Source organism: Candidatus Poriferisodalis sp. (assembly GCF_965205175.1).
In the GTDB taxonomy this organism is placed as follows: domain Bacteria; phylum Actinomycetota; class Acidimicrobiia; order Acidimicrobiales; family Poriferisodalaceae; genus Poriferisodalis.
This window is the reverse complement of the sequence record NZ_OZ242038.1, coordinates 2,576,597-2,600,153: the sequence shown is the minus strand read 5'-3', so window position 1 is coordinate 2,600,153 and position 23,557 is coordinate 2,576,597. Positions and strand designations below refer to the sequence as shown.

The 23,557-nt window shown below is 66.8% G+C and carries 20 protein-coding genes; 9 read left to right on the top strand and 11 right to left on the bottom strand.

Annotated elements, in window-relative coordinates:
• Positions 1 to 499: 499 nt before the first annotated feature.
• A complete protein-coding gene (locus ACOGI4_RS11160) occupies positions 500 to 2,536 on the top strand; it encodes an HNH endonuclease signature motif containing protein (RefSeq protein ID WP_419841742.1) in 2,037 nt (678 codons plus the stop codon).
• A 412-nt stretch (positions 2,537 to 2,948) separates the two neighbouring features.
• Here the strand turns inward: ACOGI4_RS11160 and ACOGI4_RS11155 are convergent, their stop codons facing one another.
• Together ACOGI4_RS11155 and ACOGI4_RS11150 are read right to left on the bottom strand one after the other, a co-directional pair.
• Entirely contained in the window at positions 2,949 to 4,004 is a 1,056-nt protein-coding gene (locus ACOGI4_RS11155) for a hypothetical protein (RefSeq protein ID WP_419841741.1), read from the bottom strand.
• Entirely contained in the window at positions 3,964 to 4,782 is an 819-nt protein-coding gene (locus ACOGI4_RS11150; protein WP_419841740.1) for an SDR family NAD(P)-dependent oxidoreductase, read from the bottom strand. The genes ACOGI4_RS11155 and ACOGI4_RS11150 overlap by 41 nt, the downstream gene beginning before the upstream one ends.
• 173 nt (positions 4,783 to 4,955) lie before the next feature.
• Here ACOGI4_RS11150 and ACOGI4_RS11145 point away from each other — a divergent pair, with 173 nt between their 5' ends.
• The gene (locus ACOGI4_RS11145; protein WP_419841739.1) at positions 4,956 to 5,963 is read left to right on the top strand and encodes a DMT family transporter; all 1,008 of its coding nucleotides are present in this window, start codon (positions 4,956 to 4,958) and stop codon (positions 5,961 to 5,963) included.
• A gap of 122 nt (positions 5,964 to 6,085) precedes the next feature.
• Positions 6,086 to 6,910, top strand: a complete 825-nt coding sequence (locus ACOGI4_RS11140) for a DUF6159 family protein (protein ID WP_419841738.1) — start codon at positions 6,086 to 6,088, stop codon at positions 6,908 to 6,910.
• A 21-nt stretch (positions 6,911 to 6,931) separates the two neighbouring features.
• Here ACOGI4_RS11140 and ACOGI4_RS11135 read toward each other — a convergent pair whose 3' ends face one another.
• Complete coding sequence (locus ACOGI4_RS11135; protein WP_419841737.1) at positions 6,932 to 8,143, bottom strand: aminotransferase class III-fold pyridoxal phosphate-dependent enzyme; 1,212 nt, start codon at positions 8,141 to 8,143, stop codon at positions 6,932 to 6,934.
• Positions 8,144 to 8,151: 8 nt separating this feature from the next.
• Positions 8,152 to 9,435, bottom strand: coding sequence for an acyl-CoA dehydrogenase family protein (locus ACOGI4_RS11130; protein WP_419841736.1), 1,284 nt, complete (start codon positions 9,433 to 9,435; stop codon positions 8,152 to 8,154).
• A gap of 39 nt (positions 9,436 to 9,474) precedes the next feature.
• Here ACOGI4_RS11130 and ACOGI4_RS11125 point away from each other — a divergent pair, with 39 nt between their 5' ends.
• Together ACOGI4_RS11125 and ACOGI4_RS11120 are read left to right on the top strand one after the other, a co-directional pair.
• Complete coding sequence (locus ACOGI4_RS11125) at positions 9,475 to 10,122, top strand: NUDIX hydrolase (RefSeq protein ID WP_419841735.1); 648 nt, start codon at positions 9,475 to 9,477, stop codon at positions 10,120 to 10,122.
• Positions 10,123 to 10,162: 40 nt separating this feature from the next.
• A complete protein-coding gene (locus tag ACOGI4_RS11120) occupies positions 10,163 to 10,942 on the top strand; it encodes an alpha/beta fold hydrolase (protein WP_419841734.1) in 780 nt (259 codons plus the stop codon).
• A gap of 57 nt (positions 10,943 to 10,999) precedes the next feature.
• On the opposite strand, the gene ACOGI4_RS11115 is transcribed toward ACOGI4_RS11120, so the two are convergent.
• A complete protein-coding gene (locus ACOGI4_RS11115) occupies positions 11,000 to 11,779 on the bottom strand; it encodes an SDR family NAD(P)-dependent oxidoreductase (protein WP_419843136.1) in 780 nt (259 codons plus the stop codon).
• Between the two features lie 315 nt (positions 11,780 to 12,094).
• Here ACOGI4_RS11115 and ACOGI4_RS11110 point away from each other — a divergent pair, with 315 nt between their 5' ends.
• Positions 12,095 to 13,345: an MFS transporter gene (locus tag ACOGI4_RS11110; RefSeq protein WP_419841733.1), complete on the top strand. Its 1,251-nt coding sequence runs from the start codon at positions 12,095 to 12,097 to the stop codon at positions 13,343 to 13,345.
• 72 nt (positions 13,346 to 13,417) lie between these two features.
• Here the strand turns inward: ACOGI4_RS11110 and ACOGI4_RS11105 are convergent, their stop codons facing one another.
• The 5 genes from ACOGI4_RS11105 to ACOGI4_RS11085 form a co-directional block, all read right to left on the bottom strand.
• Entirely contained in the window at positions 13,418 to 15,964 is a 2,547-nt protein-coding gene (locus ACOGI4_RS11105; protein ID WP_419841732.1) for a DNA polymerase, read from the bottom strand.
• Positions 15,965 to 16,039: 75 nt separating this feature from the next.
• Positions 16,040 to 16,489: a hypothetical protein gene (locus ACOGI4_RS11100; RefSeq protein WP_419841731.1), complete on the bottom strand. Its 450-nt coding sequence runs from the start codon at positions 16,487 to 16,489 to the stop codon at positions 16,040 to 16,042.
• 235 nt (positions 16,490 to 16,724) lie between these two features.
• Positions 16,725 to 17,261 carry an AAA family ATPase gene (locus ACOGI4_RS11095; RefSeq protein ID WP_419841730.1) on the bottom strand — a complete coding sequence of 179 codons (537 nt, stop codon included), beginning with the start codon at positions 17,259 to 17,261 and terminating at the stop codon, positions 16,725 to 16,727.
• A gap of 100 nt (positions 17,262 to 17,361) precedes the next feature.
• Complete coding sequence (locus ACOGI4_RS11090; RefSeq protein WP_419841729.1) at positions 17,362 to 17,919, bottom strand: AAA family ATPase; 558 nt, start codon at positions 17,917 to 17,919, stop codon at positions 17,362 to 17,364.
• A gap of 39 nt (positions 17,920 to 17,958) precedes the next feature.
• Positions 17,959 to 19,101: an aminotransferase class IV gene (locus ACOGI4_RS11085; protein ID WP_419841728.1), complete on the bottom strand. Its 1,143-nt coding sequence runs from the start codon at positions 19,099 to 19,101 to the stop codon at positions 17,959 to 17,961.
• A gap of 218 nt (positions 19,102 to 19,319) precedes the next feature.
• Here ACOGI4_RS11085 and pgsA point away from each other — a divergent pair, with 218 nt between their 5' ends.
• The 3 genes from pgsA (at position 19,320) to ACOGI4_RS11070 (ending at position 22,496) form a co-directional block, all read left to right on the top strand.
• Positions 19,320 to 19,919 carry a CDP-diacylglycerol--glycerol-3-phosphate 3-phosphatidyltransferase gene (pgsA, locus tag ACOGI4_RS11080; protein ID WP_419841727.1) on the top strand — a complete coding sequence of 200 codons (600 nt, stop codon included), beginning with the start codon at positions 19,320 to 19,322 and terminating at the stop codon, positions 19,917 to 19,919.
• A 54-nt stretch (positions 19,920 to 19,973) separates the two neighbouring features.
• The gene (locus ACOGI4_RS11075; protein WP_419841726.1) at positions 19,974 to 21,521 is read left to right on the top strand and encodes a molybdopterin-binding protein; all 1,548 of its coding nucleotides are present in this window, start codon (positions 19,974 to 19,976) and stop codon (positions 21,519 to 21,521) included.
• Positions 21,522 to 21,593: 72 nt separating this feature from the next.
• Complete coding sequence (locus tag ACOGI4_RS11070) at positions 21,594 to 22,496, top strand: TIGR03560 family F420-dependent LLM class oxidoreductase (protein ID WP_419841725.1); 903 nt, start codon at positions 21,594 to 21,596, stop codon at positions 22,494 to 22,496.
• A 17-nt stretch (positions 22,497 to 22,513) separates the two neighbouring features.
• On the opposite strand, the gene ACOGI4_RS11065 is transcribed toward ACOGI4_RS11070, so the two are convergent.
• Complete coding sequence (locus tag ACOGI4_RS11065; protein ID WP_419841724.1) at positions 22,514 to 23,389, bottom strand: enoyl-CoA hydratase/isomerase family protein; 876 nt, start codon at positions 23,387 to 23,389, stop codon at positions 22,514 to 22,516.
• Positions 23,390 to 23,557: the final 168 nt, after the last annotated feature.

The following is a 23,557-nucleotide window of genomic DNA, read 5'->3' as shown; positions in this document are numbered from 1 at the left end:
AGTCCTGCCGCGCCCGCCGATTCGAGCGAGTCGCAGAGCTGCGTCAGTAGTGTTTCGGGTGGCCAAGGTTCAGGCGACTGCCGGCGTGACGCTGAGAGAGGGGTGTTTCTCCTCGCCGAATTTCCGTGCTTGGTCAGTTGCGAGGCTTCTGCTGTCCGTTGGAGAAGCGGCGCGCGAGTTCACAAGGCATGGAAGGCTGCGGGAGTGCGCCGCCGCGGGCATCTTCGCCGCGCGCGGGCTGCTCTTCGCGGCCGTAGCGCTCTTCGATGTCGTGCCCGTTTGTCAGCGCGACAGCTCGCGCTCGATCTCGGCGGTACCTGCCTGAGCTGACCGACTATGCGGACCGATGCGCATGCCGGTTCGACCCAGCGCGGCTCAACACGAGGCGACTCGACCCAGCGCGATTCGACACGAGGCGTCGTTCGGGCTGCCGGCAGTTTGCCGGAATTTGTGCGCGCAAATGTTTGCTATCTGTGCCAGATGACTGTATACTGAACTGATGTTCGGCGATGTGGTCCGTGAGCTCGCTGCTGTGGGCGGCGACCCGTCCGGCGGCGATGGCTGCGACGGCGGACTGCACGGCTCGGGCGGAGACGCGGCGGGCAGCGCAGCGTCGGTGTGGGCCGCTGCGGCTGTTTCGGGGTGGCCCACGGAGGCGCAGGTGTGGACTGGCGGCCCGTTCGGTCGCTCAGATCACCGCACCGAGGCGGCCAGGTCGCTCGGCGGCGGTCACAGCGTGTCGTCGGGCGCGCAACTGCGTTCGCGTCCGGATTCGCCGTTCGGCTCGCCAACGAATTCGCTTCTGGGGTCGGTGTCCGGCTTGACAGCCGATGCGCGGTCGGGTTCGGGCGTGCAGGATGGGTGTGTCGGGTCGTTCCAGGGAGCGCAGGGAGCATCGGCTGTTGCCGGCTCGGGTGTGTCTGGTGGGTGTGTCGGGTCGTTGCGGCAGACCGCTGACGGCTCCATGGCACCCGGCGTGGCGCCGGTGCTGCGCGGCCGGCGGCCGCCCAGCGTCGCGTCGGCCGGCACCGATGCTGCTGACGGTTCCGGCTCCGGTGCTGTGTTCGGGTGCGATGTCGATCTGGGGACGCTGGGCCACAGCGAGCTGAAAGAGCTGGTGATCACATTGGCCGCGGAGCGTGCCCGTGCAGAAGGCCGGTATCTGGCGGCGGTGGGCGAGCTGGCAGCGCGCAGCGGAGCGCAGTGCGCTGCTCACATCTTGCGCGACCGGACACGGCTGAACTGCACTCAAGCCCGATCAGAAGCGCACCTCGGTGAACGCCTGGTCGCACACGGGTTCACCGAAACGCTCGACGCGATGCAAACCGGCGACATCGGCGTGTCGCATGCGAGGGTGATCGCACGCGAAGCCCCCAAGCCGCATCGGCGCAGCGAATCCGACTTCCTGGAACTGTGCCGCACCTATCCGTCCGATCTCATCGCCCGCCACCCTTTCGCATACCAGAGCCGGCAAGTCGAAGCAGACCTCGCCGCTGAGGCCGCAGCCGCAGGACTCAGCCCGCTGGACGCGCAGCTCGCGTTGCAGCGGACTCAGCGCAGCGGCTCCATGCGCCGAGGCGACGACGGCATGTGGCACCTGCGCGCCACACTGGACAGCCTCACCGGGCGACACGTCAACATCGCACTCCAGGCAGCCGTCCGCACTGCCCGCCACAACACCAACAGCACCGGCAACCGCAGCGGCCACGATTCCGCCGGCGGCAGCGCTAGCAGCGACAGCGGTGCCGACACCGAGGGCACGAACAGCAGCGGCGACGCCGGTGCGGGGCCGACTCGTGGTCAGCTCACCGCTGACGCCATCGCGGACCTGATCGCCGGCACACCCCCGAAGCGGCGGGCCGGCACCAGCCTGATCATCATCGCCGACTACGACCTCGTGAACGACCGGCTGAGCAGGCCACGCCTCGACGACGGCACCCCCCTGTCAGCACGCATGCTCGCCGAGCACGCCCTCCACGCCAAAGTGCTCCCCGCAGTGTTCAACGCCGACTGGACCCAGCTCGCATTGGGACGCACCCGACACGCCAACGACGCGCAACGGCTCGTGCTCGCCGCACGCGACGGCGGCTGCGTCGCCTGCGACGCCGCCAGCGAACACACCCAGCCCCACCACATCACCCACTACCAGCACGGCGGCCTCACCGAGGTCTCCAACCTCGCGTCGCTGTGCGAACCCTGCCACCACAACCTCCACACCCGCCACCGCACCATCACCACCGCACCCAACAACAAACCCCGACCCGACCCACCCGCACCCCACCAGCCACAACACAGCCAGCAGCAGCAGGCCAAACCACGAGCACCGGCCACAACCCCCAGCAGCCCCACCACACCGGCACCGTGCTCACCCGCAACCGACACACCCACACCCCACAACACCCACCCACCCCCCAACAACCAACCAGCGACACCCACCACACCGGCAGCCGCCACAGCCCGCAGCACCCCCATCCACGACACCGAAACGCGAGCAGCCCCCACCACACCGGCACCGGCAACAGCCCGCAGCCCCTAACCCCCACCCAGCAGCCCGACACGCGAGCGGCCCTCAGCGCACCCGCGCCCACAGCAGCCCGCGGCGCCTCGACCGACGACACGTAGACGCGAGCGGCGTCCACTGCATCGACATCGACAACAGCCCGCAGCTCCTGAGCCCGACTCGCGGCCCGGTTGCCGCAGACTGCGCACATAACGCTGCCACCACGTGTTCGCCGTGGATCGCGGCACGCCCATCTGCCGCGTTGCTTCCGCTTGGGTCCAGTCAGCCTCAATCCGCTGCACCAGCCGCAGCCGCCCCGCAGGCCTCAACAGAGCATGGGCGTGCCGCATCGAGTCTCTTGTCGTCGTGATGTCCAGAACCGACACCACGCTCGTGCCGGGCGCTCGACCCATCAGCTACCTGTCAACACCCTCCCGCTACAGCACATCTAGGCCAAGGCGTCGCGCCACGGGGTTACGTCGATGCCGGGGTAGCGGCGCTCGAGTGCCTCCACCAGTTCGCTCGTCCAGTAGGGGTGGCCGGGCAGCGGCGCGCCGAACAGCGCCAGCTCCGCGGGTGAGCAGGTGGCCGCGAAGTTGATCCACGACCGTCCCACGGTCACCGGCTGCACGCAGTCGTAGCCGATCCAGTCGGCGCCGGCGGGCTTGAATGACGCGCTCATCAAGAATCTGCTGCCGCCGGGACGCGTCAGGTCGACGCCTCGGTGCCACACGTCGGGCCGGTACGCGAGAAAGCTCCCGCGGACGCCGGCGGCGGACATCCGATCGCCTCCAGGCGGGCCGTCGTAGGGGCGCGACGCGTCCGCCGGGCCTCCCGCCAGCTCCGTCGGAGCAACATCCGCTTCGACATCGCTCAAGTACAAGAATCCCTCTAGATTCCACCATCCGGGCGCCAGACGGTCAGGTACGACGTTGTGGTTGCGGTCTTGGTGGAACGGCTGCTCATAGTTGGTCACGCCGGTGTACTTGCCCCAGATGCGAGCCTGATAGATGCGAATGTCGTCCATGCCCATCGCCAGCCGGGCGAACTCGCTGATGCCGGGGTGTACCTGCAGCCTGTTCAAGCGAGGCGACTCGTAGGGGAACAAGATGTGCCCCAGGAATTGGTCGGCTCGAAAGGCGGCACCTTCAGTGTCGGCAGCGGGCAGCTTGTGCCCTTGGTCGTAGCTGCGACTGCGGAATCGGTCACGATGAGCAGCATCTCCACGATGAAACTCGTCAGGGTGAGGGTAGAGATCCCAGAGTTCCTCGACAGCGAAGTCGATGTCGGCGGTCGGTACCAGTCCCTCCACGAGCACCCAGCCGTGCTCGCGCCAGTGCTGCGCGGCGGCATCGACGTCGGCGATTCCCGTGCCGGCAACTGCGGTACCCGCCGCGTGCGCATTCGGGGCGCTCACGGCACGGCCGGGTGGGCGCGAGACGCCCAGCGGTGCCTGCACGAGCTCAACCGGCACCTTGGGCGTCGTCAACGGTGATGCAGGCACCGGAGACGACCTCCGACAGCGGCGAGACCAGATACAGCAGCGTCGAGTCGAGCTGCGAGGGCTTGCCCAGCCGTCGACGGGGGAACATCTTGGTGATATCGCCCATGCGTTCCAGCATGCCGTCCATCATCTCGCTCTCGAACGCTCCCGGCGCAATCGCGTTGACATTCACGTGGTAGCGGGCGAACTCTTGGGCCAGCACTTCGGTCATGCGCACCACGGCGCTCTTGGTGATTGCGTACATCGAGGTGCCCGGCGGCGCCCTGAAGGCGGCACCTGAGGCGATATTGACGATGCGCCCAGGCAGATCGGCAGCGATCAGCCGTCGAGCGACCTCGCACGACAGGTGGAACACCGAGGTGAGGTTGGTGGCGATCATCTCGTCCACGAACGCCGGGTCCATCTTGAGCGCCAAGCGAGCATCGGGCTTGCCGGCGTTGTTCACCAAGATCCGCACGGTCCCCAGCTGTGCTTCGGCAGTGGCCACAGCGCCGAACAGCGCCTCGGTGTCGGTCACGTCCAGCGGGATCGGCAGCACGGTGGCGCCGGCGGCCTCCAGTTCGTCGGCCAGCTCTTGCAGCCGTTCGACGCGCCGTCCGCTGATGGCCACGCTGGCACCGCACAATGCGAGCACCGTTGCGAACCGTCGCCCCAACCCGGACGTCGTGCCGGTGACGAGTGCGGTCTGCCCGGTCAAGTCCGCCGACCACTGCGGCGCTGTGAAGCTGGGCCGGCCCGGTTCCGCAGCACTGGCTGCTGTGCTGGTGTCGTTGTCCATTCCCGACCCCTCGTTCCCGCTTGCGGACTGTGTCTCGCAGCGTGCAGCGTATTGGCCCGCGGCGGCCCGAACCGGCCCAAGTCGCTGACGATGGGGAGCATCGAGCTCGGCGCCGAAAGCGTTCTCGTGGTGTTCGCAGGCTCGTTGGGCCGAGGCGTTCTAGCCTCGCCTGAGTGAGGATCGCAGATCAGCTGGCCTCGGCGAACGGCCGCGCACCAAAGAGCGCCCCCGGCGTCCCCGGTGTCGGTGCGGTGTTCCAGGTAGTGCCTACGGTCCAACCGCCGGCGGGCGGCGCAGGCGTGAAGACCAGCAGCGGCACCTTGCCGCTGTTCGTCATGGGCCTCGTCGTCATCTCGTGGGGGCTCGGACCGCCCATATCCAAGCTGCTGACCGCGCCGCCGATGGTGAGCGCGTTCATCCGCTTCGGGATGTCCACGCCCTTCCTGCTGGCAGTGCTGGCACTGCGAGGACGTTGGCTGTCGCGGCAGGTGTGGCGCCAATCGGCACTCCCGGGACTGTCGTTCGGCATCAACATGGTCTTCGTCTTCGCGGCCGTGCAGCACGTGACGATCTCGGTGATGTCGGTGATGATGGCGTTGCAGCCGGCGATGCTTCTAGCGCTGGTCGGTCCCATCCTCGGCGAACGGGTCACCGCTCGCCAGATGCTCTTCACGCTCATCGGCGTGGCGGGCGCAGTCGGCGTGATCTTGGGTGCAGGCGGAGACTTCCGCGCCGGCGGGTTCGGCCTGCTGCTCGCCGCCATGTCGGTGGTGACGTTCACGGTGTACTTCGTGCTGACACGCATAGCTCGATCGACCAGCGCGGTGGACCCGATCGAGTGGATGACGGGAATCAACTTCTGGTCGTTCGTGGCGACGATCCTGCCGACGCTGCTGATGGTGACGCCGAGCCAGTTCGCAACATTCGGCGGTTCGGATTGGCTGTGGATCGTGATCGTGGCCTTTGTGACAGGTGTGTTCGGCCATGTGCTGATGACTTGGTGTCACGGTCACATCGACGTTGCGCGATCCTCGCTGTACGTGCTGGCGATGCACATCGTCGCCGTCGGAGCGGCGTGGCTCATCCACGGCGAGCCGGTCACGCTGCTGCAGTTCGCCGGCGGTGCGGCGGTGTTGGCATCGGTCGCCATGGTCATCCGCACGACGCCGCCTGCGCCCTGAGTACCCTCGGCACAGCGCGCCGCATCAGACGCTGTGCCGCGTCGTCGGGCCCCTGTGGGCGCCGAGGATCTCCTGGCCACACCAGCAGGTCGCAAGCAGATTCGACAGAACGGAGCATCCCGATGGGCCGATTCGCAAATTCTTGGCGGCTGGCCAAGACGTCGTGGTCGTTGCTGAAGCAGGACCGGGAACTGCTGTGGCTGCCGGTCCTCAGCATGGGGGCGATGCTCGTCCTCGCCGCAGCGGCCATCGTGGTGGGATTCGCCGTCGGCGATGTCGAGGAAGGCGGCATCACTGGTTCGATGGCGGTCATCGGCATCGCGTTCGCGGTGGCAATGACTGCGGTGGCGGTGTTCTTCGAGGGAGCGCTCGTTGCCGGGGCCTACGACAGGATGTCCGGCGGCGACCCCACCGTCCGCAGTGCCATGAGCCGGGCGGCGACCCACTTGCCCAGCCTGTTCGGCTGGGCGCTCATCACCGTGACCGTGGGCATCGTGATCCGGTTCCTGCGTGAGCGACTCGGATGGCTGGGGCATCTCCTGTCGTGGGTGGCCGAAGCTGCGTGGGCTGTCGCTACCTATCTGGTGGTTCCCGCAATCGTCGTCGACGACGAGCGAGCGGTCTCGGGCATCAAGCGGTCAGCGTCACTGGTGAAGCAGACCTGGGGCGAGAATCTGATCTCGCAGGCGGGCTTCGGTCTGCTCGGGTTCGTGCTGATCCTCCCCGCTGTGCTCGCAGGTGCGCTGATCGCCATGATCGTGCCAGGCACCGTGGGAGTCGTGGTCGGCACGGCGGTGGGAGTCGCGGGTGTGGTCACGGTGATTGTGGTCATCAGTGCGCTGAGCGTCTACTTCAGGACTGCGCTGTATGTGTACGCGACGCAGGGCGAGGTGCTCGGCGGCTATGACGCAGGCCAGATGCGCAACACCTTCCGAGCCAAGCAGTAACGCGCCGGCGCCACGCGACGCTCAGGCCAGCGCAACAAACGCCGCATCCGCGATGTCGCAGGTGCGTGTGATGTCGTCGTCGGTGTGCGCCGTACACACGAAGTTGTTGTGGTAGCCGAGCAGGTAGGCGCCTCGGCGGACGCACTCGGCCACCCAGCGAGCCCCGATTTGAGTGCCTCCCTCGCCGGTGATGCGCAGATACGGCATGGCCGCCACGCCGGTCACCCGCAGCTCGTGCCCGTGAGCGTTCGCAACCTCCACCAGCGCGTCCCGCAGGCGACCGCCGGTGTCGGTCGCGACTGCGGCTGCATCGGTGGCGCGCAGTTCCCGCAGCGTCGCCAGCGCCGCCGCCATGGGTGCAGCGTTGAAGAACTGGGTGCCGGTGAAGAACGTCTCCCCGGCGACGTCTTTCAGCGCGGCGCTGCCGGCTAACGCTGCAACCGGGTGACCGTTGCCGAGCGCCTTGCCGAAGCACCACAGATCCGGGGTGAACCCGTAGGCAGCGTGCGAACCGGACAAGTCGATGCGAAATCCGCTCCGGACGTCGTCGAGGATCACCACGACGCCCGCGGCCCGGCACGCTGTCTCCACTGCGCTCCAGTAGCCGTCGGCCGGCTGCTCGTTGTCGGCGAACACCGGATGGTGGTACGGCGAGGAGATGAAGCAAGCGATGTCGCCCGGATGGGCAGCGATGGCTGCCCTCACCGCATCGGCGTCGTTCCACGGCACCTCGATGACCAAGTCGTGGTCCTCGTCGACGGTGCCCGTGCTGCCGGGCGCCTGCATCCACGGCGCCGATCCGTGGTAGCCGCCCTCGATCTTCAAGATGCGCCTGCGTCCGGTCGCGGCGCGGGCGACCATCACGGCCAGTCCCGTTGCGTCGGCGCCGTTCTTGGCGAACAAGGCCCAATCTGCGCCGGCCACCAAGTCGACGAGTTCTTCGGCCAGATCCACCAGCACCGGCGCCGCGAGGCTCACCGTGGTGCCGTCGGCCGCCTGTTTGGCGGCGGCTTCCTCGACGCGGGGGTGGCCGTAGCCCAGAATGTTCGGCCCGTACGCGCACATCCAGTCGATGTAGGTGTTGCCGTCCAGATCGGTGAAACGGGCACCCTCGGCGGAGGAGAAGAAGACCGGTCCGTCGTCGATGATGGCGGGTCCGTAGTGACCGTAGACGCCCTTGGGAATGACTGCCTGTGCCCGTCGGTACAACGCGTGCGACTTCGATGTCGGCATCGGTTCGATCATGAGCTGTGGGAACCTCCGGCGTACAGCTCGCGCAGCGAGCGCGCGATGCGGTCGGTCTGGATCTCCGAGCTGCCGTCCACGTAGTTCGCGATGCGTGCGGCGACGAGGTGATGACCCCACGGGTACGAGCTGCGCAGCCCTTCGGCACCCATGGCCTGAATGCAAGCAGCGATGTCCGCTTCGGCCGTCTCGGCAGCGAACTTCTTGGCGTGGGCTGCGGGCAGGATCGCGCCGGAGGCATCGCCGGCACGCAGCGATTCGCTGACTGCCTCAATGGCGCGATCGGTCAGCAGCCGCGCAGCTTCGAGGCGATTCTGGACGCCAGCCAGCTTCCAGGCGAGGCCTTGGTGCCCGATGAGCGGCGCGCCGAACGCTTTGCGCACTGTGCCGTAGCGCACGGCGCCCGCCAGCGTTGCTTGGGTCATCGCGCAGCACATGGCAGCGACGTAGGTGCGAGCGCCGTTCACGCTGGACATGGCCGCGACGAAGGCGTCCCCAGGGGCACCGATGAGATCATCGTGCTCGGCGACGTAACCGTCCAGCCGGAAGCCGCCGGTGCCGATCAGGTGGCCGCCCGCCAACGCGTAGGGCGCCAGCCGCTCGAAGCCGGGCCGCGTCCCGTCGACGAGGAATGCAGCGATGCCGCGGCTGCGGGCGTCGGGCTCGGTCTGCGCGTAGCAGATGACGATGTCGGAGAGCGCTGCGTTGGTGATCCAGGCTTTGGCCCCGTCGAGGCGCCAGCCGCCGTCGACTCGTGTTGCAGTGGTGGCGATGTTGGCGAAGTCGCTGCCCGCACCCGGCTCGGTCAGCGCTGTAGACCCGAAACGACGTCCGGCCATGAGATCCGAGAGGTAGCGCTCACGGTGGGCTGCGGTACCGAGGCGGGCCACGCGGGCAGCGATGTTCGCCGTGTTCACCAAGCTGAACGCGAACGGCATGGAGACCGCGCTCAGCACCTCGACGACGCGGCACTTCTGGGCGAACGTCAGTGCCAAGCCGCCCAGCTCGGCCGGCACCTCCAGCGACAGCAGCCCGAGCGTCGAGGCAGCCCGCAGTGCTTCGGGTGCCATGCGCTTGTCGTCTTCCCAGCGGGCGACGCCGGGCGCCACGATCGTGTCCCGGAACTCGGCGATCTCGCCCAGCAACGCCGCGAATGCCGCAGCGTCCATGCCTGTCTCGTTCGTGCCTGTCTCGCCGCCGGCTGCTGGAGGGTCGGCGGGGACCTGGTCGTGACTGATCTCCGACGCAGCATCGGACGCAGCGGTGCCGACCGGGTTCACCGCAACGACCGTAGCAGCGGCGATCTACGCTATGGCAGCGTGTTCGGCAGCGCGACGCGACGAGGTGGCTTGGCAGAGGCCTTCGCGGCGCAGCCGTTGGCCGAGGTGCTGAACCACACGCTTGACGCCCCGCATCAGGGTCCTACCGCGGCAGTTGCGTGCGTCCTGCGAGCACACGACGCCGGGCCGGAGATGCTGTTCATCGAACGGTCCACCCGCGTCGGCGATCCGTGGTCCGGGCACATGGCCTTTCCCGGCGGACGCACCGAACCGAGCGACGACGACACGTTCGACACCGCAGTGCGCGAGAGCCGCGAGGAGATCGGATTCGACATCGCGGCGCACGCCGGGGTCCGCCGACTCGGCCGACTCGACGACCTCGAGGGCAGTCCGCGTTGGTCGAACTCGGGCCTGCGCGTCACTCCGCACGTGTGTTGGCTTGAGGGCGCCAGGCCGTCACTGCAGCTGAATCACGAGGTCGCCGATGCGCTGTGGGTGCCGGTGGAAGAACTGGCAGATCCTTGCCGTCACATCGACTACCGCTACCCGCCGCGTCCGCAGATGCAGTTCCCCGGCATCGAAGTCGGCCGCGGCCGGGTTGTCTGGGGCCTGACACTGCGCATGCTGCAAGACTTGTTCGCTCGGGTCGGCCATCAGCTGCCGATCGGGTGCAGCCCGGTCCGCTGATCGGCAGTGCTGAGCAAGCGGTGCAGATGAGGTCATGTTGATGAGCGGCATCTTCTTCTGGTCCTACGGTGCGGCAGACGCACCGGTGCTGGCGTGCTTGCACGGCATCGGCTCGTGCGCTGATGCGTTCTCGGATCAGCGAACTCTCGCAGAACGGCTCGGCGTGAGGCTCGTTGCTTGGGACGCTCCGGGCTATCGCTGTTCGGCAGATCCAGCTGCGGCACCCGGCATCGACGGCTGGGCCGACGCTGCCGCGTCACTGCTGAAGGCCCAGTCCGCCGATCCGGTGCTGCTGCTGGGTGTCTCCTGGGGCGGTGTCATCGCAACCCGGCTGGTGCTACGCCATCCAGACCTGGTGTCTGGGCTCGTTCTGGCCGATTCGAGTGTCGGTGCGGGCACGACGCCGGAGCGGGCTGAGGCGATGCGGGCGCGCGCCGCCGACTTCGTCAATCTGGGTCCGGCAGGCTTCGCAGCTGCGCGGGCGCAACGCCTCGTGAGTCCGAGCGCTCCCGACGAGCTGCGCGCTCATGTCGCCGACATGATGACTGCGTCGATCCGCATGCCCTGCTACCAGTGGGCGTGCGGCTCGATGGCTGAAGCGAACCACGGCCCCGAACTCGGGCGCGTCACGGTGCCGACGCTGGTGGTGGTCGGAGAGCTCGACGAGGTCACGCCGCCGCGGGCGTCGCAGCGGCTTGCATCGGGGATCTCCGGAGCACGCTACGTCGAGATCGCCGGCGCCGGCCACCTCGCCAACCAAGAGCTGCCGGTGGCGTTCAACGATGCCGTCGCCGAGTTTCTGGCCGAGGCGGTCGCCTGAGCTTCGGTCGAGCTCGACGCGCCGTGTCGATCAGCGCGCTGGATTCAGCGCGGTCGATCAGCGCGGCGGGAGCCGGATGCCCCCGTCCACGCGGATGACCTCGCCGTTCATGTACGGGTTGGTGATGCACTCCATGACCATGAATGCGAGTTCTTCGCTGTAGCCGAGCCGCTTGGGGAACAGCACGCTGCGCCCGAGGTGCGCCTTGAACTGCTCGGACTGCTCCCCCTCTCCGTAGATCGGCGTGTCGATGAGGCCGGGCGCAATCGTGTTGACGCGAATGCCGGTGGCGGACAGGTCGCGTGCGATGGGCAAGGTCATGCCCACGACGCCGCCCTTGGAGGCCGAATAGGCAGCTTGGCCGATCTGGCCGTCGAATGCGGCCACCGAGGCCATGTTCACGATCGCGCCGCGGGCGCCGTCCGCGTCCACGGGTTCGGTCTTGGCCATCGCTGACGCTGCCTGGGCGAGCATGTTGAACGAGCCGATCAGGTTGACGTTGATCACGAAGCGGAACTGCTCGAGGTCCATCGGCACGTTGCTGCGGTTGATGGTGCGCCCGGCCCGGCCGAGTCCTGCTGAGTTGACCAGTACCCGCAGCGGTCCCATCTCCGAAGCTGCATCCACTGCTGCGCAGGCGTCGGCGACGCTGGTGACGTCACAGTGTACGAACAGACCGCCTACCGACGCGGCGACGCCGGCGCCGAGGTCATCTTGCACGTCGGCGATGACGACGTGAGCGCCGGCTTCGGCAAGCTGGCGAGCGCAGGCCTCGCCGATGCCCGACGCTCCGCCGGTGATGATGGCTGAGACTCCGCTGAGATCAAGGCGCGGCATGGGGCAGTCCTCCACATGGTCGGGTACGTCGATGAGTGACACCGCTGAGTGCCGACCGGGGCGCCGTTTCGAGTGGCGGCCGCCGGCGGCCCGAAACTACCGCCGGATTCGACGCAGGCGCAGGTCGACGAAGGCCCGGGCTTCACTCAGAAGTCGCGCGTCGTTCACCGGTAGCGTCGGCGTTCGGCATGCCCCAGGTTCAGCCCGATGAAGCGAGAACGAGTGCCAACGCCCGACATCGGTGGCCCGCATCACCACAGCAACCACTTCCAAAGCGGGCAGCAAACGGCCGACGCACCTGTTGATCAGGATCGGATGAGTCGGCATCGGATTGGCCAGGATCGTACGGCGACCTTCGCAGCATTGGGAGTGCCGGCCTTTCGTGCTCTGTGGCTGAGCGGCGTGTTCTCGTTCATGAGCGTCCAGATGCAGTTCTTGTTGCGCGGCTGGCTGGCATGGGAGCTCACTCAGAGCACGAGCGCGCTGGGCGTCGTGATGTTCAGCTTCGGCGTGTCGCTGCTGATCGCCACACTGTTCGGCGGCGTAGCAGCCGACCGGCTGCCCAAGCGACCGCTGATGCTGGCCGGCCAGACGGTGCTGCTGCTGACGGCGGTCGGCATGGGCACGGCACTTGCGACCGAGGTCATTGCCTTCTGGATGCTGGCGCTGTCGAGCGCGCTGCAAGGGCTGATGTTCGGACTGATCGGACCTGCGCGCATCTCGATGACCAGCGACTTGGTCGGCCGGGATCGGATGGGCAATGCGATCACCCTCTCGTCGTTGTCGCTGAGCGGCAGTCGCGTCATCGCACCGTCGGTTGCGGGACTCCTTGCCGGATGGGCGATCGTGGGTCTCGCGGGGGCGTACTTCGTAGCGTCGGTTCTGGCTGCATTGAGCCTCGTGTTGCTGTTGCCGCTGCCTCGCGCAACCGGCGGCGGATCATTCGCTTCAGCGGTGGGCCGCAATCCGCTGGAGGAGATACGCCAAGGCATTCGCTACGCCATGACGCACCGGAGGTTGCGCCGAACCATACTCATCTCGCTGTTCGTGATGATGTTCGGCTTCAACTACGTCGCCTTCATGCCGGCGTTGGTCGAAGGCGAGTTCGGCCTCGGGGTGACCTATGTGGGGCTCATCTCAAGCGTCAGCGCGGTAGGCGCGGTCGTCGCCGCGATGCTGCTAGCGAGCCGCGCAGACGGTCCGCACGCCGCCAGCCTGCTCGTCGCCTTCGGATTCGGTTTCGGGGCGACGGTGGCGGTGCTGGGGCTCATGCCGAGCTTCTGGTTTGCGGCCTTGGTATCGCTGGGTATCGGCGCAGCGTCGACCGGCTTCATGTCGTTGAGTCAGACGCTCGCGATGCGCGCGAGCGACAACGAGTACCAAGGCCGAGTGCAGTCGCTCGTGCAGTTGCCGTTCGCGGGGTTCGCCATCATGGCCTTGCCCTTGGGAGGGCTCGCAGAGGCAATCAACGTCCGCGCCGCGCTGGCCGTCATGGGCATCTTGGTCGTCACCGCGATGACGGCACACGTCGCGACGGCCTGGCGGTCTGGCCGACGAACTGCCTGACCGGCACCTCGCCATGCCGGCAGGAACCGTGAACGCTCATACCGTCCGGCAGGCCAGTCCGGCGCCGGCCAGTCAGCCGATGTGCTCGAGGATGGAGGTCTCCGACAGGCTGGTGCGGATGTCGGTGTCGGCTACCGGGGGCACGTCCGGGCACCAGCGCGCCATCGCCGCTTCCAGTGCGGATTTGACGTCTGCAGCGAGTGCTGGAGCGTCGGCGCGGTCGCACTCGACCACGACGCTGTCGTGGACCGTCTGCACCGCGTCGGCCGAGGGATAGCGCGCCAACAGGTCGTGCAGCCGCCCGTAGGCGTCCAGCATGACATCTGCAACGCCCCCCTGAATCGGCGCATTGCGGTAGGCGTTGGCCATCTGGCCGACCCGGGTGTGCAGCGCCTTTTGCAGCAAGAATCGCTGATCGGACTCACCCATGGCAGCACCCACCTCGTCCACCACGGCGCGTCGCAGGTGCCGTTGCTCCAGCAGTTTGTCCACCGCAGGCCGAAGCTTCCCCGCAGCCGATGCCTGCGGCGGAGCGAGGTCGAATCGAGCCAGCACCCGGCGCCACAGCTCCGCAGGCCGAGGCTTCGTCGAGCAGCCGACGACAGCAGCGGCTTCACCGAGCACCCAGTCCACCGAGAAAGTGAACTGCTGCCGGCGCCCGGCGGGGGTTCGGGAGCTGAACGACAGCGGCGAGCCGTCGGGCCGGACCACCACGGGCGCGGCGAACGACAACGACCAGGCCACCTCGGCTGCATCGGTCTCGCCCAGGTTGCCTGCCGACCTGCCGGAGATGCGCACCGGATCGATGGCTGCGGTCCGTTCGGCGGCGAGCAGCGCAGCGTGGACCTCTTCCGCGCTGTGATGGCGGCGCTGCTGGCTGCGCAGCGACCGCCGAGTGTCGTCGGTACGGGGCCACAACGCTCCGAGCCGCAGCGTCAGCGGCCAATCGGCGTCCAAGGCGGTGGATGCGAAGTGTCCGATGGCGCGATCACGCTCGTCCACCCAGCGAGCAATGCCGGGATACGCATCGAGGTAGGCCTCGATGAGGGCGTCGGCTTCGTCGCGGCTGGTCGGCACGCCGGCATCGGTGAGGCCCCGTGACAGACCCGCGCCGCGCTGTCCGTACAGAATCCCGAAGTTGATGCGCTTGGCTTTGGTGCGGAACTCCTCATAGCGAGCCCGATCGAGCGCCGCGAGCCCCGCCGGGCCGTCCATGTGTACGCCGAACATCCGTTGGGCAGTGGCCGTGTGGATGTCTCGCCCTTCCCTGAAGGCCGCCTGCAGCTCCTCGTCGCCGGCGAGCTGGGTTGCGAAGCGCAGCTCAGCTTGGTTCAGATCGCAATAGACGAAGACGCGGCCTGCAGGTGCGGTGATGTAGGGCTTCAGCCGCGGTGTGAAGTTCTGCGCATTCGGATGGCGGCTGGCCAACCGTCCGGTGTTGGTGCCGACGATTTGCAGGTACTCCGGGTGCAACCGGCCGTCGGGCCCGAGATGTTCGCGCATCGTGTGCCCGTAGGTGCTCAACGTCTTGGACAGATCCCGATAGGCCAGCAGTGCATCGCAGAGTTCGCCGCCGATGCCTGCCAGCGCCGACGCGCTGAGCGAATCGGTCGGCACGAGCGCACGGGGCCGACCGTCGGTCCTGTTCGTCCACGCTGCCACTCGATCGGCCGCGAAGCGGTTCAGCAGGTCGCGCGTCTGCGGCTCGCTGTCAGGATTCCAGCTCGGTTCGAGTCCAGCGCCGAACAGATCGCCTTGGCCGCCGCCAGTCAGCTCGGCCAGGCGCGTGAGCACCGCTGAGCGCTGGGTCTCGAGCCCTTCGAGCTCGGTCTCCCATCCGTCGGCATCGAACGGGAGACCAGCGCGTTCCATGCGGTCGAGAAACGGCCGGGCTGCCTGTTCGAGTCGGCAGACCTCGTCCAGTCCTGCGTCGGTCAGCCTCGAGCGCAGCTGATCGGATACCCAGAGCGTCTCGACGGCGTCGGCCGCCGCGTAGCGCACTTGCCCGTCGCTCAACGGCGCGTCGGCGGAGTAGGACAGCTGCGTCGTGGCCTTGCCTTCGACGCGCAATCCGAGGTAGCGCTCTGCTGCCCATGCCAGCCCATGGAAGAAGCTGAAGCCGGTCAGACCTTGGTGGAGCAGTGCATCGGCCAGCTGCGCATCCCACCAGCGCAACGATTCGACCTGCGCCCCGGCGGCGATGGCCGGATGCATGAGATGTGCGTCGATGACCCGGTCGTCGAAGGTCGCGTTCCATGCGTCCGCCGCCAGCTTGGGCTTTCCCACGCCCGCATGCAGTGCTGTGGCCAGTTCGCGTGCATCGTGGTGTGCGACGTCGACGACCCAGGCGCGTTCGGCGCCGCTGCGATCGCGGGTCGCTGCCGAGATCACCCGCAGCCGTGGCACGTGCCCGCGCGATTGCAGGCCGCGCGGCTCGTAGACCGTCTCGGTGTCGAGCGCTCGCGCAGCAGACGCGGCCAGTGCATCCGCGAAGTCGCCCAGCGTGTCGGGGCTGACCATGGTGATCGGCACCTGTGCGGGGTCTCGTGTGGCAGTCGGCCGCGGGTCGAGCCGTCGAGCGTTCTTCGCATCGGCGCAGGCCAGTTCGACAGCATCCACGAGCGGCACCCTAGAACGCCCCTGTCACACCCACCGGTACACGTGCAGCCGGTACGTGCGGGCAGCGCCGCGGCCTCAATCCTCCGTCGCCTTGTCACAGCATGCAGATACTGCGTCAGCGAATCGGTCGAATGAGGGGCTCGTTCCAACTTGACGCGATACGCTGACTATCGCGTCCGCAATACGGATTGCAATACGCGGCGAATCTGCCTCCTCATAGGCCTTTCGAACGCTGCGCTGACCAGTGAGCCGCTTCAGTTCCTCTTTGGGATTGCTGACAGCATCCCAGTTGTGCGCGTTCCGCTTCAGGACATTCTGCCAAGATTCTCGGTAGCTCTCCGTCGCAGCGGGAAACAGAAACCACCATGACTCTATTTCTTCGATTGGTACCACAGCATGTGCTGATGTAAGATCGGCCTTTTGCAGGTTGAGATGCAGATCGCGTTCGGTTGTAGCTGCTGCATCCGGCCCATCTGCATCTTGATGAACAAAGACACAGAGGGGCTCTGGACGATACGTGCTCACCACTCTAGCCACGTTTTCTATCCATTTCGATCGTTTCTCAGGAGCTGCCGTTGGTGGCATGGACTGAGGCCTGGTGATGGCCTTGATTCTGCCCTTCAAGTCAGGGCAGATAGCTCCGATGAGTGCCGCAATGGACCGGCTATCGTTCAAACTCTCACCAAACACTAGGATAGATCCTGTGATGGATCCTGCCCGGTGTGATTTGTGACGATTCCGCGGTGACAACTGTGTTGTCTCAGTCGAGAAAACCGCTAGGAACACCGCCGAGCGCTCCCGAGAACCAAAGTTCGCCCGGCCCTAGGCCGCTGATGCCAATCTTCTCAGCAACTTCTTCGCTGCGTATGCACGGTATGATTGATGCACCCGTAGCAGGATCACGATCGCAAACGACCAGCTCATGCGATTTGAGGCGATTGACAAAGGTTGGAGCATGGCTCGTCAGCAGGAGTTGTGTATGCTGAGACGCAGCTCTGAGACGGTCCACGAGCAGGTCAAGAGCGTGCGGATGTAGGCCGTGATCCGCCTCCTCGATCGCGGTAAATGGCGGCGGATTTGGCTCATGCAAAGCGGTGAGCAGCGCGAGCAGTCGCACTGTCCCGAACGATGCATCGGCGAGCTCAATTCGACGGCGCAATCCGCGTTCGCGAAGGACGACGAATATTCCTCTACCGGGTCCTCCAAGTGACTCAAATTCGACGGCCTCTAGACCTGATAGACACCCGCGCAGATCATCTTGGAGGGTATTGAAAGATTCGGCATCTTCGCGAGACAAGCGGTGCAACGCTGGCGCAAGGTTGCTCGCGTCGTCAGCGAGGTGACCTGGTATCATGCGAGACGGGCGCCGTGCCGCTTCAACATCGGGCTCCAGGACTCTAATTCTGGAAAGAAAGTCTTCTGGAAAGAAAGTCTGCTAATAGTCGGATACCCTCGCCACCATCTTCATCAGACCAATCCGGCAATGTGGCTAAGCCGGTCCGTTGTGCGTCAGCGAGTTCGCGCGTGAGTGGGCTGGAATCGTGAGGATCATCCTTACTGAATTCTACCTTGCTGCCCTTGATGGTTATTCGGCGTCCTTGCCCCTGTGTACGCTTGAATGTGAAGCTCTCCTCGCGGCGCAAGCGGTTTCTCGCAGTCAAAGAAAAAGAGAGTTTGTATTCGTCTAGCGCCGTTCGGCTCGCATTGTTGGTGACTATTCCTTCAATCTCTAGCTTGACGTGCGCTCGCGGCGAACCCTCGCCTTGACGTTTGACGTAATCGAAACCGCCCCATTCATCAACAGCAGCTGCGAGATCGAATCGAACTGTTGATGCCAAAAAGCGGAGAACATTCAGAACGTTGGTCTTGCCGGACCCATTCGGACCGACGAGGACCGTCAATGGACCGAGGGGCAGGTCCACATTTTCGAGAGAGCGGAACTCCTTCGCGCTCACACGAGTCAGTACAGGAGCATTTGTCATCTCGCCGCCATGTCACTTGTCCGATGCTGGCACTACTATGGCATTTTCCGGATGTGCCTCATCAACTGGCTGCGCGCAATCGAGCGGGCCATACTGCACGGCGATGAAGTCGTCGGGTGAGCCGTTGCCGGCAGTGGTCTCGGTTTCTATCAGTTCATGTAGCCGCTTGGCGACCGGCCCCACGACACCGTTGCCGATTGGGGCGCCGTCCCACTCCACCACCGGGAAAACGTGCGTGTCGCCGCCCGACATGATGAGTTCGGCGGCCGCGCGGGCCTCCGCCGCGGGCAACGGTCGTTGCTCCACCGAGCGCAGCAGGCCCTCGGCGCAGAGCACGCTGCGTGCCATCTCCAGCAGGCGTCTCATGGTGGTGCCGTGGAGAATTCCCTCGAATGGGGGAGTGACGAACACGCCCTCGTCGCTCACGCTGCACACGTTCATCACGCAGGCCTCGGCGATGAAGCCGTCGTCGTCCACGATGATGCCGAAGGTGCCGCCGCCGTCGGCTGCCTCCATGTGCGTGAGCACGTTGAGCAGGTAGTTGTTCGACTTGATCTGCGCCAGCAGCGGCGGCTTCATCGGCGTGTCCCGCACGGTCGCCTCCCGAAAGCCGTCCCTCATCGGATCGAACCCGTCGGCCCCGAAGCTCATCGGGTCGAGCACGACGCAGTAGAAGCACGGCGCCTCACACTCCGACGGCATGAACGAGAAGCCGCCCGGGCCGGCGGTCAGCCAATAGCGGACGATGCCGTTGCGGGCACCCGAGGATGCAGCCGTGTCGGCGACCATCTCGATGAGCTGCTCGCGCGACCACGGGACCTCGATGCGAGCGCCGCTCGCGCTCACGAGCAGGCGGTCGATGTGAATGCCGAGCCGGTACAGCCGCCCGTTGACCAGCGAGCACGTGTCGAACACGCCGTGACCTCGGTGGACCATGTGGTCGTCGAGCGGCACGGTCATGACGGCAGGATCGGTGACCACCCCTCCGAGGTAGGAGCTGAACATCGCGTAGCAGCCGCGCTTGCCGCGTCGCTTGGCCGTCATCCGTTCGACCGCTTCGGCGGTGCTGAGCACTCGTCGGCCGGGACGCGGGTCCGGCGCGGCTGTGGCCGGCATGGAGGAATCGCCGGCCGCAACAGCTGTCCCGTGCGTCACGCGCCGATACTAGGTGACCATGCCTCGGACACCTGTGCATCTCTGCGGATCGGGTGCCCGCCGGTCAGTGCCGGTCTCGGTGCCTGCGCCTTGGCCTGCTCGACGCGGTCTGTGCCGGCTCGCGTCGTGGCGTGCGGATTGAACGCCGATCGCAACGCTGCCGGGCGTGACCCGCGCCGGCCCGCGTGGCGGGCGGGTTCGCGTAGTCTCACGCGGCAATGGCGGTTCCCAACGGGGAGGACACGCCCGCGACGTTCGGGCCGACGGCGCTGGTCACACCGGCCAATCTGGTGACGATCGCGCGGATAGCCGCCTCGCCCGTCTTCATCGCGATGGTCGTGTTGTGGGGGGCACGCTGGTCCACGTTTGCCGTCGGCTTCACGATCGCCATGACCGATTACGTCGACGGTCTGCTCGCCCGCCGTCACGGCGCCACACGCGCCGGTGCGTTCCTGGACCCGCTGGCAGACAAGGTGCTGGTGCTCGGCGGGATGGCTGCGCTGGTGGCGAACGGCCAATTCAATCTGGTGCCGGTGGTAGTCATCGCCGTGCGGGAACTGGCGGTCAGCGGCTATCGCTCACGAGCGGGCCGTCGCGGTGTCACCGTGCCTGCAACCAAGCTGGCCAAATGGAAGACGTTCGTCCAGTTGTGGGCGGTCGGCTTTGCTGTCACACCTCCGCTGGCGGCTGAGGCTCACTGGGTCGCCACTGCGACGCTCTGGCTGGCGTTGGTGCTGACGCTGTGGACCGGCTGGTCGTACCTGCGGTCCGCTCGCACGCTCGAGGCTGCACAGCTCAGCGGCGGGGCGATCGGCTGAGTCGACGCTGGGTCAGCCCCGTGCGCTCGGCGCGTGCCCCTAAGGTCACTGCCCGTGAAGACCGAGATCATCGCCGTGGGCACCGAGCTGCTGCTGGGCCAGATCGTCGACACCAACTCTTCGTGGATGGGCGAGCAGCTCGCCTTGGCAGGCATCGACAGCCACTACCAGACGAAGGTCGGCGACAACTTCGACCGTATCGACGCGTCGCTCCGCTTGGCGCTCGACCGCAGCGAGGCCGTCATCGTGTGCGGCGGCTTGGGTCCGACGCAGGACGACATCACCAGGGACGTCCTTGCTTCGGTCATGGGAGTGGATCTGGTGCTCGACGAGCGCATCGCTGAGCGCATCCGGTCCATGTTCTCAAGCCGCAGTCGTCCGATGCCCGAGAACAACCTGCGTCAAGCGATGGTGCCCGTCGGTGCCTCGCCAATTCCCCAGCAACCGGGCACGGCGCCCGGCTTGGTCGCACCGATCCGCTGGATGCCCGGCATCGGCGCGCTGCGGCCCGGCGTGCAGCCTCCCCGCGGCGCAGAGGCGCTGGACCGGGTGGTGTATGCCGTGCCCGGCGTGCCCTACGAGATGCGCGAGATGCTGCAGGGCACCGTGCTGGCGGACTTGCAGCGACGCGCCGGCGTCAGCGCTGCCATCGAGAGCCGGGTGCTTCGCACTTGGGGCCAGAGCGAGTCAGGCCTGGCCGAAATGCTGGCCGGGCGCATCGCCGAACTGGACCGCGCCGCCAATCCGACCCTCGCGTTCTTGGCCAGCGGCATCGAGGGCATCAAGATTCGGATCACCGCCAAGGGTGCCGACTCGACCGAGGCTTGGCAGATCATCGACGCCGAGCAGGCGCGGCTGGCACCGCTGCTCGGCGACTTGGTCTTCGCCTACGACGACGACACGATGGAGACCGCGGTGCTGGCCGAGCTGGATCGGCTGGGCCTGACGTTGGCTGTGGTCGAGACCGTCACCGGCGGTCGCATGGCGAACCGGCTGTCGTCTGCCGACGCTGCGATGCAAGCGGGTAGGCCACTCGGCGGCACGAAGCTGGGCGACGCCGGACTGGCAGTCTCGCCCGTCGGCGAACCGTCGACTCCAGCAGGTCCGCCGACTCCAGCGGGTTCGCGCCGCTTTGCGGGCGGCATCGTGGCCTGCTCGGCGCAACTGGCCGAGCAGTTGCTGGAAGACGGTTCGACGCAGATGTCACCGCTTGTAGGTGATGTGCCGAGCGGTGTACTCCAGCAACGCTCTGCGTCGGAAACTGGGTCGGCGCGACGCCCCGCCAGCCCGGCGCCCCGCCTCGCCAGCCTGCAGGGTGCGCAAGCGCTCGCGCGAGCCGCGCGGCTGCGCACCGGCGCCGGCGTGGGGCTCGCGGTCACGGCTGTGGACCAGCGCGAGTCGGCGACGCCGGAGCATCCCTACGGCACGGCCTTCTTGGCTGTCTCGATCTCGTCGCGAACAGCGTCCGGCAATGCCTCCTCGGTTACGCCCCGCGAACAAGCAGAGCAGATCCGCCTTCCCGGCGATCGCGAACGGCTGGCGGACTACAGCGCCATCTCGGCGCTCAATCTGCTGCGCCTGATGCTGGCCGGCCGCCGTTAGGCCTTCGCAGTCTCGCTCGGTGCCGGTGACCGAAGTCCCAGCAGCCTGAGCCGCGGGTGGCAGGCTGTGGGCATGCGCTTCGGCTTTTGGACCAAGAACGACCAGCACACCTCGGCGATCATCGAGTGCTGCCGCCATGCGGAGGCCACCGGCTGGGACGGCCTGTGGTTCGCAGATCACTTCATGCCCAACGAGGCGAACGTGGATCAGCCGGTTCACGAGGCATGGTCGGTGCTCGCGGCGTTGGCAGTGGCGGTGCCTCGAGTGCGGCTCGGTCCGCTGGTGGCCGGCAATACGTATCGGAATCCGGCGCTGACCGTCAAGATTGCCACCACCGTCGACCATCTGTCCGGCGGCCGCGTGGTGCTCGGCATCGGTGCCGGCTGGCAGCAGAACGAGCACGAGGCATACGGCTTCGAGTTCGGCACGCTGCGCGGTCGCATGGATCGCTTCGACGAAGCTGTCGAGATCATCAGCTCACTGCTCAGCGGTCACCGCACGAGCTTCAGCGGCGAGCACTACACGGTGACCGAAGCTCCGCTGGACCCCAAGCCGGTGCAGTCGCCGCTGCCGCTGCTCATCGGCGGCGGCGGACGGCGCCGCACGTTGCGCACGACGGCTCGTTGGGCGTCGGAGTGGAACTGCTGGGGCATGCCCGCAGACATTGCCGAGCTGTGCAGTGTGCTGGACGCCCACTGCGAGGCGATCGGCCGCGACCCGGCCGAGATCAGTCGGTCCGCTTGCGCATTGCTGTTCATCGGTGAGGACTCGGCCAAGCTGGATCGATTCCGTGCCATGGACCTCGGCCGGGCCACCATTGTGGGCACGCCCGACGAGGTCAGCGAGATGGTCGATCAGTATCGACAGGTCGGTGTCGAGGAGCTGATCATCCCCGACTTCACGTTCGGCCCGATGGAAGCCAAGAAGCACTCCATGGACCTGTTCATCAGCGAGGTGGCGCCGAATTTCCGATAGGCCCCGTTCGTCCGGGTTCAGCCGTCGGTGCTGATCTCGGCCACGAGTTCGGCAATTCGCAGTTCGCCGTCGCGGGTCTGGCCGCCCAGCTCCAAGAACTGCGTCATGGCTGCTGCGGCCTGCCGCGTGCGCATGAGCTGCGCGAAGAGATACCGCTCCTCGAACAGCCCTTCGCGCAGCGGCAGCTCGTCGGCCGCATTGACCGCTTGCTTGGCCAGTGCGACGGCCTGCGGCGGAAAGCGTGCGATGCGATATGCCAGATCGGTCACGAAGGGCCGCAGTTCATCGGCGGGCAGCGCCCGATTAAGGTAACCCCACTGCTCGGCCGTGCGGGCATCGAGATCGATGCCGCCCAGGATCACTTCCATGGCGCGGCCGCGTCCAACCAGCCGCGGCAGCCGCTGCGTGCCGGTGCCGCCGGGCAAGATGCCGATCGGCACCTCCATCTGGTTGACGACGGTGCGTCCGAGCGCGCCGAAGCGCATGTCGCACGACATCGACAGCTCGCTGCCGCCTCCGCCGACTCGGCCGCCGATCTCCACGATGGTGACCTTGGACATCGTCCGGTAGCGCTCGCACATGGCGTGGAACCCGACGTGGGCGTCGGGCCGCTCGGCGGGTCCGTCGGTGGGGAAGCTCAGGATCGCCCTCACGTCGAAGTGCGCGATGAAGAAGTCCGGGTGGTCGCTGCGCAGCACGACCACGCGCACCGAGTCGTCGTCGGCGACGAAGGCGCTGAACTTGGCCAGTTCACGAAACAGCTCCGGCGTCATCACGTTGATAGGCGGAGCGTCGATGGTGACGAACGCGACGCCCGCGTCGCGTTCGATGCGCAACAGCGCGAAGTCTCCGTCGGTCATGGGGTCGTCGGATCGCGGAGACGTTGAGTTCATGTGCGCAGCGTGCCACACGGCTGCGGCTCGGTGCCCGCCTGTGCCGCCCGTCTGTGCCGACAGGCTGATGTTGACACGAACTGATGTTCGGAACTACATTGTTGTCATTCTGTGGTCACGCTGAGCGGTCAGCAGGGCCAGCCCAGCGAAACTTGCCCAGCGAAACCA

Excerpts from the sequence above, each read along its gene's own strand:
- ACOGI4_RS11115 (WP_419843136.1), bottom strand. The coding sequence starts at position 11,779 with ATGCCGCGCCTTGATCTCAGCGGAGTCTCAGCCATCATCACCGGCGGA.
- ACOGI4_RS11135 (WP_419841737.1), bottom strand. The coding sequence starts at position 8,143 with ATGCCGACATCGAAGTCGCACGCGTTGTACCGACGGGCACAGGCAGTC.
- ACOGI4_RS11070 (WP_419841725.1), top strand. The coding sequence starts at position 21,594 with ATGCGCTTCGGCTTTTGGACCAAGAACGACCAGCACACCTCGGCGATC.
- ACOGI4_RS11110 (WP_419841733.1), top strand. The coding sequence starts at position 12,095 with ATGAGTCGGCATCGGATTGGCCAGGATCGTACGGCGACCTTCGCAGCA.
- pgsA (WP_419841727.1), top strand. The coding sequence starts at position 19,320 with ATGGCGGTTCCCAACGGGGAGGACACGCCCGCGACGTTCGGGCCGACG.
- ACOGI4_RS11120 (WP_419841734.1), top strand. The coding sequence starts at position 10,163 with ATGAGCGGCATCTTCTTCTGGTCCTACGGTGCGGCAGACGCACCGGTG.
- ACOGI4_RS11150 (WP_419841740.1), bottom strand. The coding sequence starts at position 4,782 with ATGGACAACGACACCAGCACAGCAGCCAGTGCTGCGGAACCGGGCCGG.
- ACOGI4_RS11140 (WP_419841738.1), top strand. The coding sequence starts at position 6,086 with ATGGGCCGATTCGCAAATTCTTGGCGGCTGGCCAAGACGTCGTGGTCG.
- ACOGI4_RS11160 (WP_419841742.1), top strand. The coding sequence starts at position 500 with ATGTTCGGCGATGTGGTCCGTGAGCTCGCTGCTGTGGGCGGCGACCCG.
- ACOGI4_RS11065 (WP_419841724.1), bottom strand. The coding sequence starts at position 23,389 with ATGAACTCAACGTCTCCGCGATCCGACGACCCCATGACCGACGGAGAC.